We start from the raw sequence: 6,349 nt of genomic DNA, 5'->3' as shown, positions 1-6,349 counted from the left end.
GGTCGGGGGCGGGGTGGGCCGGGCCCTCCGGGGCTGCATGATTTACGGGCCCTCCGGCCTCTGCTTTGGTGCCCGGAAGCCTGGCCCGCAAATCACGCTTTACGCCCCTTGACGGGCCCGGCCCACCCCGCCCCGCCCCTAGGGCCGTCTCCCACCCTCAACAGGCGGGTGGGTGGGCGTGTCGCGCGTCGAAGGCGCGCGGGGGTCCGGCGCGGCGCCGTACCGGCTATGGCACCCCGGCAAGGGGAACGGCGCCGCACCGGCTGTCGCACCCCGGCAAGGGGAACGGCGCCGCACCCCGCGAGGGGACACGGCGCCGTGGACCGGCAAGGTCAGAGCTTCGGGAGGACCCGGGCCAGGAGCTCGCCCATGCGGGACGCGGAGTCGCGGCCGGCCTGGAGGACCTCTTCGTGGTTGAGGGGCTCGCCGGTCATGCCCGCGGCGAGGTTCGTCACGAGGGAGATGCCCAGGACCTCGGCACCGGCCTCGCGGGCCGCGATGGCCTCCAGCGTGGTGGACATGCCGACGAGGTCGCCGCCGAGGGTGCGGACCATGCGGATCTCGGCCGGCGTCTCGTAGTGCGGGCCGGGGAGCTGGACGTAGACGCCCTCCTCGAGGGTCTCGTCCACCTCCTTGCAGAGCGCGCGCAGGCGGCGGGAGTACAGGTCGGTGAGGTCGACGAAGTTGGCGCCGACGATCGGCGAGGTCGCCGTCATGTTGATGTGGTCGCTGATCAGCACGGGCTGGCCGGGGCGCATGCCGTCGCGGAGGCCGCCGCAGCCGTTGGTGAGGACGACGGTCTTGCAGCCGGCGGCGACGGAGGTGCGGACGCCGTGGACGACGGCGGCGACGCCGCGGCCCTCGTAGTAGTGCGTGCGGCCGAGGAAGACCAGGGCGCGCTTGTCGTTGACCTTGTACGAGCGGACCGTGCCGGCGTGGCCCGCCACGGCGGCCGCGGTGAAGCCGGGGAGCTCGGTGACCGGGAACTCGGCCTCGGGGGTGCCGAGCGCCTCGGTCGCGGGGAGCCAGCCGCTGCCCATGACCAGGGCGACGTCGTGGGTCTCGGCGCCGGTGAGCTCGCGCAGACGGGCGGCGGCGGCGTCCGCCGCGGCGTACGGGTCGGCCTGGATGTCGGGAGTAACTGATGCGTTCACGCGGACGAGGGTAGCCGCTTATCGCCTACGCGCGTAGATGTCACTGGTCACGGTGTTCCGATTGTTGCTTTGTGGGTTGTGACGAGACGCAATCGTCACAACCCGGGCGCGGCGCGTCAGCAGGGGCGCTTGCGCAGCTCCATGACGTAGTCGTGGGGAGCGCCCGCGGACTCCGCCGCGTCGGCGATCTCGCCGAGGTAGCGGGCGGAGGGCAGGCCGCCCTCGTAGCCGTTCAGGACGTAGATCCACGCGGGCTCCTCGCCGTCCAGGGTGTGCACGCGGACGCGCATCCGCCGGTAGATGTCGAGGCCGACACCCTCCCAACGGTCCATCGAGTCCTCGTCCATCGGAGCGATGTCGTAGAGCGCGACGAAGACCTGGGAGCGCGGTGCCTCGACCACGGTCGCGAGGGCGCCTTCCCAGCCCAGCTGCTCGCCGCCGAAGGTCAGCCGCCAGTCGGCGAGCCAGCCCGTGCCGCGCAGGGGCGAGTGGGGTGCGCGGCGGGACATCAGCCGCGCGTCGAGGTTGCCGGCGTACGCGGCGTAGAGCGACATGGTTTCGAGGGTACGGGAGTGAGGCGCGACGGCATTTGGGATGGCAGTCTCGAAGGGAGGTTCGTCCGGAACCTCCTGCCGGTTCTCGCACGGATTGCCGCACGGTTGCGGGGAGCGATCCGCGGGGGAGGCCCCGGGAGAAGTCGCTTCGACGGGTACGGGACAATGGAGTACGTGACTCGGATCGTGATCATCGGTGGCGGACCCGGCGGCTATGAGGCGGCGCTCGTCGCCGCGCAGCTCGGCGCGGAGGTGACCGTCGTCGACTGCGACGGTCTGGGCGGAGCGTCGGTGCTGACCGACTGCGTGCCCTCGAAGACGCTCATTGCGACGGCCGAGGTGATGACGACCTTCGACTCCTCGTACGAGGAGCTCGGGATCATCGTCGCCGACGACACGCCGCACATCGAGCAGGCGGCGCGGGTCGTCGGCGTGGACCTGGGCAAGGTGAACCGCCGTGTGAAGCGGCTGGCGCTCGCGCAGTCGCACGACATCACGGCGTCCGTCACCCGTGCGGGCGGGCGCGTCCTGCGCGGCCGGGGCCGGCTGGAGCCGAACCAGGCGCCGGACGGTTCGCGCCGCGTGGTCGTGCGGGCCGCGGACGGGACCGAGGAGACGCTGGTCGCCGACGCGGTGCTGGTCGCCACGGGCGCGCACCCGCGGGAGATCCCCGACGCGCTGCCGGACGGCGAGCGCATCCTGAACTGGACCCAGGTGTACGACCTGGACGAGCTCCCCGAGGAGCTCATCGTGGTCGGCTCGGGTGTGACCGGTGCGGAGTTCGCCGGCGCCTACCAGGCGCTGGGGTCCAAGGTGACGCTGGTGTCGTCGCGGGACCGCGTGCTGCCGGGCGAGGACCCGGACGCGGCCGCCGTCCTGGAGGATGTCTTCCGGCGCCGTGGCATGAACGTCATGGCGCGGTCGCGGGCGCAGTCCGCGAAGAGGGTCGGTGACCGGGTCGAGGTCACGCTGGCCGATGGCCGGGTCATCACCGGTACGCACTGCTTGATGGCGGTCGGCTCCATTCCGAACACCGAGGGCATCGGGCTGGAGGAGGCCGGGGTCCGGCTCAAGGAGTCCGGGCACGTCTGGACCGACCGGGTGTCGCGCACGAGTGCCCCGGGCGTCTACGCCGCCGGTGACTGCACGGGCGTGCTCGCGCTCGCGTCGGTCGCGGCCATGCAGGGACGCATCGCCATGTACCACTTCCTGGGCGACGCGGTGGCACCGCTCAACCTGAAGTCGGTCTCCGCGAACGTCTTCACGGACCCTGAGATCGCGACTGTCGGATACACCCAGGCCGACGTCGACAGCGGCAAGATCGACGCGCGGGTGGTCAAGCTTCCGCTGCTGCGGAACCCGCGCGCGAAGATGCAGGGCATCCGGGACGGCTTCGTGAAGATGTTCTGCCGTCCGGGCACGGGCATCGTGGTGGGCGGCGTCGTGGTCGCCCCGCGGGCCAGCGAACTCATCCACCCGATCTCCATCGCCGTCGACAACAGCCTCACGGTCGAGCAGATCGCCAATGCGTTCACCGTTTATCCGTCGCTTTCGGGCTCGCTGGCGGAGGTCGCGCGGCAGCTGCACACGCGGAAGACCCAGCGCGAGGCGTAAACGCTCCGCGAGGGTTTGGGGATTGATTGTCGCGCTGAGTGGTCGGGAGGTGCCGGTCGTTGAGACCGGGCCTCCTATATCACTTTGAGCGTTCCGGAGCGGACAACTTCCGTTAATTGCTGCAACCTGCTGAAAACGGATGGTCGTTGGCGTTACTGTCGGTTTCGTGTTCGCTGCAGAACGTCGCCAATTGATCCTCGAAATGGTGCGGGCCAACGGGGCGGTTTCGCTCCGTGAGCTCGCTCGCGTCGTCCAGACCTCCGAAGTAACCGTACGGCGGGACGTGCGGGCACTGGAGGCCGAAGGACTCCTCGACCGCCGGCACGGCGGTGCGGTGCTGCCGGGCGGCTTCACCCGGGAGTCCGGCTTCCCGCAGAAATCCCATCTAGCTACCGCCGAGAAGACGGCCATCGCCGATCTCGCGGCGAGCTTCGTCGAAGAGGGCGAAGCCGTCGTCGTCGGCGCCGGCACGACCACGCAGGAGCTGGCCCGCCGGCTCGCGCGCGTGCCCGGACTGACCGTCGTCACCAATTCCCTGCTCGTCGCCCAGGCGCTCGCCCACGCCAACCGGGTCGAAGTCGTCATGACCGGCGGCACGCTGAGAGGGTCCAACTACGCACTGGTGGGCAGCGGGGCGGAGCAGTCCCTGCACGGCCTGCGGGTCACCCGGGCGTTCCTGTCCGGGAGCGGGCTGACCGCCGAGCGGGGCCTCTCCACGTCCAACATGCTCTCGGCGAGCGTGGACCGGGCGCTGGTGCAGGCGGCGGCGGAGGTGGTCGTGCTCGCGGATCACACGAAGCTGGGCACGGACACGATGTTCCAGACGGTGCCGACCGATGTCATCACGCGGCTCGTGACGGACGAGCCGCCGTCACATGACGACCGCGCGGCGACGGAGCTGCAGGCCCTCGCGGACCAGGGCGTCCACATCTCCGTCGCCGGGCCCGGCGCGGGGGCCCCCGCGGGGGCGGTGCCGGGGTCCGGGCCCGAGCAGGTGCCGCAGCAGCAGAGGCGGCGGGATGTGCCGCCGCTGCCGGGGCAACGGCGGACGCACGGGGGGCATGGCGGCCACCATCCGCTCCCGCCGGGCGGCGGCCAGGCTCAGACCGGGGGCGGCGCCCCCTCCGCCCCTCAGCTCCGCAGCGCGGGATCACTGGGCGGTGAGCCGCCGACGGCGAGGGTGGCCGACCTGGCACCGAGGCGCCGCTAGGCGCGGTGGCCTCGCGGTGCGTATCCGGCGCCTATTCGGCCGGGGCTCGCCCCTTTCCTTCCGCCGCGGCGGTGATCAGCCCCCGTGTTGCTGTCCGGCGGTGCCGTGCGGACCTCCAGGCGGGTACGGCACCGCCGATTGGCGCCGTGGGGGGCGGACCGCCGTTGCGGCGGGGGAGAGGCGCGGGGCATCTGTTCCGCCGGCCTGTGGCCGGGCTCTTGGCGTGGGCCGCCGTTGCGGCGGGGAGGGGCGCCGGCGTCCGTTCTCGTCGGCCCGTGGCCGGGCTTTTGCTTCCGCCGCGGCGGTGATCAGCCCCCGTGTTGCTGTCCGGCGGTGCCGTGCCGCCGTGCGGGTGGAGACCCGCGGTGCCGGGGCCGCCCCGGGCCGGCTACTCCGCGTCGGGGCACGGCACCGTCTGAAGCCCCCGTAGCGTGAGCGTCAAGAGGCGGTCGGGGAGTTCCGGGTCGTCGGGGGACTGCTCCGCGGCCAGGGAGATCGCGTTCGTCAGCTGCATGACGTCGGTGATGCCGACGTCGGGGCGGACCGCTCCTACCGCCTGCGCCCGGGCCAGGAGCACGCTGCCCGCCTCCCGCAGCGGCAGGCTGCAGCGGGACATCGCCGAGGCCTCGTCCGACTGGGCGGCCAGCAGGGCCCGCGAGAGCCCCCGGTACGTGCTGGCGTGCGCCACGCACGCCCGGAGCCAGTCGACCAGGGCCCGGCACGGCTCGGGGGAGGCGAGGAGCTCGCGGGAGCGGGCGAGGAGGCCGTCGACCTCGACCTGGAAGATGGCGCTCATGAGCGCCGTGCGGTTGGGGAAGTGGCGGTAGAGCGTCCCGATGCCGACGCCGGCCCGGCGGGCGATGTCCTCCAGAGAGGCGTCGGTGCCGTGCTCGGTGAACGCGGTCCGCGCCTCCACGAGCAGCCGCTCGTAGTTGCGCCGCGCGTCCGCGCGCATGGGGCGTGGTGACGCCCGTGTGATCTCCGTGGCCATGGCTGCCGAGTCCTCCCTCTCGCTCCCCGCTTGCCAAGCATGCCACTGGCCTTGCCGGCCGGAGGGGGTCATCCGATCGGGGGAATGTGGTACTCAGTGGCGGGTGCGTACCGTTTTACGTATGGACACCTACTCCCTCGTCGACGCCCGGAATCAGCTCGGGCAGCTCGTGGGCCGTGTGCGGCACGGGCATGAGCACATCCTGATCAGCGAGTACGGCAAACCTGCAGCGGCGCTCATCCCCATAGAGGAGTTGGAGGAGCTCCAGCGGCTTCGGGACGAGGCGGACCTGGCGCTGGCCCGGTCCGTCGCCGAGGACCCCGATGCTCGATGGATTCCGCATGACGAGGTCATGGCCATCCTGGAGGCGGATGAGGCCGCGGATCGGAAGGCCTGCTGAGCGTCCTGGACCGTGGTGTGGGAAGAGCGGGCGTTAGCCGGGCTCCGTCGTTCACGTCTCGCCGACCCCAAGGGCGCAAGGGTATGTGTGGCGGCGACCCGGGAGTTAGGCGACGAACCAAAGCCCGAAGGCGCCTTTGCGCTCGGGGGTCCGGCTACTACCGGCTCTCCGTCGGAGACTGGCGAGTGCTGTACCGCGTGGCGGATGACACGGTATACATCCTGAATGTCGGTCGCGCGGCTTGAAGCGCCGAACGCCTGCGGGCCCCCGCCGAGTGATCGGCGGGGGCCCGCAGGCGTTGCTGGACGCGTTGCGTCAGTCCTTGCGTCAGTCCTTGATTTCGCAGATGACGGCGCCGGAGGAGACGGAGGCGCCGACTTCGGCGGTGATGCCCTTGATCGTGCCCGCGCGGTGGGCGTTGAGGGG

General features: G+C 71.7%; 8 protein-coding genes. 4 read left to right on the top strand and 4 right to left on the bottom strand.

The genetic code is table 11. The features are described 5' to 3' along the window. Window positions 1-332: 332 nt before the first annotated feature. Both IF61_RS0131630 and IF61_RS0131625 read right to left on the bottom strand, forming a co-directional pair. Window positions 333-1,154 (bottom strand): purine-nucleoside phosphorylase, encoded by an 822-nt coding sequence (locus tag IF61_RS0131630; protein WP_030369995.1) that lies wholly within the window; start codon window positions 1,152-1,154, stop codon window positions 333-335. Between the two features lie 116 nt (window positions 1,155-1,270). Continuing rightward, a complete protein-coding gene (locus IF61_RS0131625) occupies window positions 1,271-1,708 on the bottom strand; it encodes a gamma-glutamylcyclotransferase family protein (protein ID WP_030369994.1) in 438 nt (145 codons plus the stop codon). Between the two features lie 165 nt (window positions 1,709-1,873). Here IF61_RS0131625 and IF61_RS0131620 point away from each other — a divergent pair, with 165 nt between their 5' ends. Next, window positions 1,874-3,322 carry an NAD(P)H-quinone dehydrogenase gene (locus IF61_RS0131620; RefSeq protein ID WP_030369993.1) on the top strand — a complete coding sequence of 483 codons (1,449 nt, stop codon included), beginning with the start codon at window positions 1,874-1,876 and terminating at the stop codon, window positions 3,320-3,322. 202 nt (window positions 3,323-3,524) lie between these two features. Beyond that, window positions 3,525-4,532 (top strand): DeoR/GlpR family DNA-binding transcription regulator, encoded by a 1,008-nt coding sequence (locus tag IF61_RS0131615; RefSeq protein WP_030369992.1) that lies wholly within the window; start codon window positions 3,525-3,527, stop codon window positions 4,530-4,532. A gap of 388 nt (window positions 4,533-4,920) precedes the next feature. Here the strand turns inward: IF61_RS0131615 and IF61_RS0131610 are convergent, their stop codons facing one another. Then, the gene (locus tag IF61_RS0131610; protein ID WP_043191687.1) at window positions 4,921-5,523 is read right to left on the bottom strand and encodes a TetR/AcrR family transcriptional regulator; all 603 of its coding nucleotides are present in this window, start codon (window positions 5,521-5,523) and stop codon (window positions 4,921-4,923) included. 121 nt (window positions 5,524-5,644) lie between these two features. On the opposite strand from IF61_RS0131610, the gene IF61_RS36140 reads away from it, so the two are divergent. Further along, the gene (locus IF61_RS36140) at window positions 5,645-5,923 is read left to right on the top strand and encodes a type II toxin-antitoxin system Phd/YefM family antitoxin (protein WP_030369990.1); all 279 of its coding nucleotides are present in this window, start codon (window positions 5,645-5,647) and stop codon (window positions 5,921-5,923) included. 83 nt (window positions 5,924-6,006) lie between these two features. Further along, on the top strand, window positions 6,007-6,168 hold the full coding sequence (locus tag IF61_RS37830) for a type II toxin-antitoxin system RelE family toxin (protein ID WP_078660663.1): 162 nt from the start codon (window positions 6,007-6,009) through the stop codon (window positions 6,166-6,168). Between the two features lie 82 nt (window positions 6,169-6,250). On the opposite strand, the gene IF61_RS37655 is transcribed toward IF61_RS37830, so the two are convergent. Beyond that, on the bottom strand, window positions 6,251-6,349 hold a 99-nt coding region (locus IF61_RS37655), incomplete at its 5' end, for a biotin/lipoyl-containing protein (RefSeq protein ID WP_342668036.1).

The sequence above is a fragment of the Streptomyces roseoverticillatus genome, from assembly GCF_000719265.1.
Lineage (GTDB): Bacteria > Actinomycetota > Actinomycetes > Streptomycetales > Streptomycetaceae > Streptomyces > Streptomyces roseoverticillatus.
Note: the sequence above shows the minus strand (reverse complement) of the source record. Positions and strands in the feature narration are given on the sequence as shown.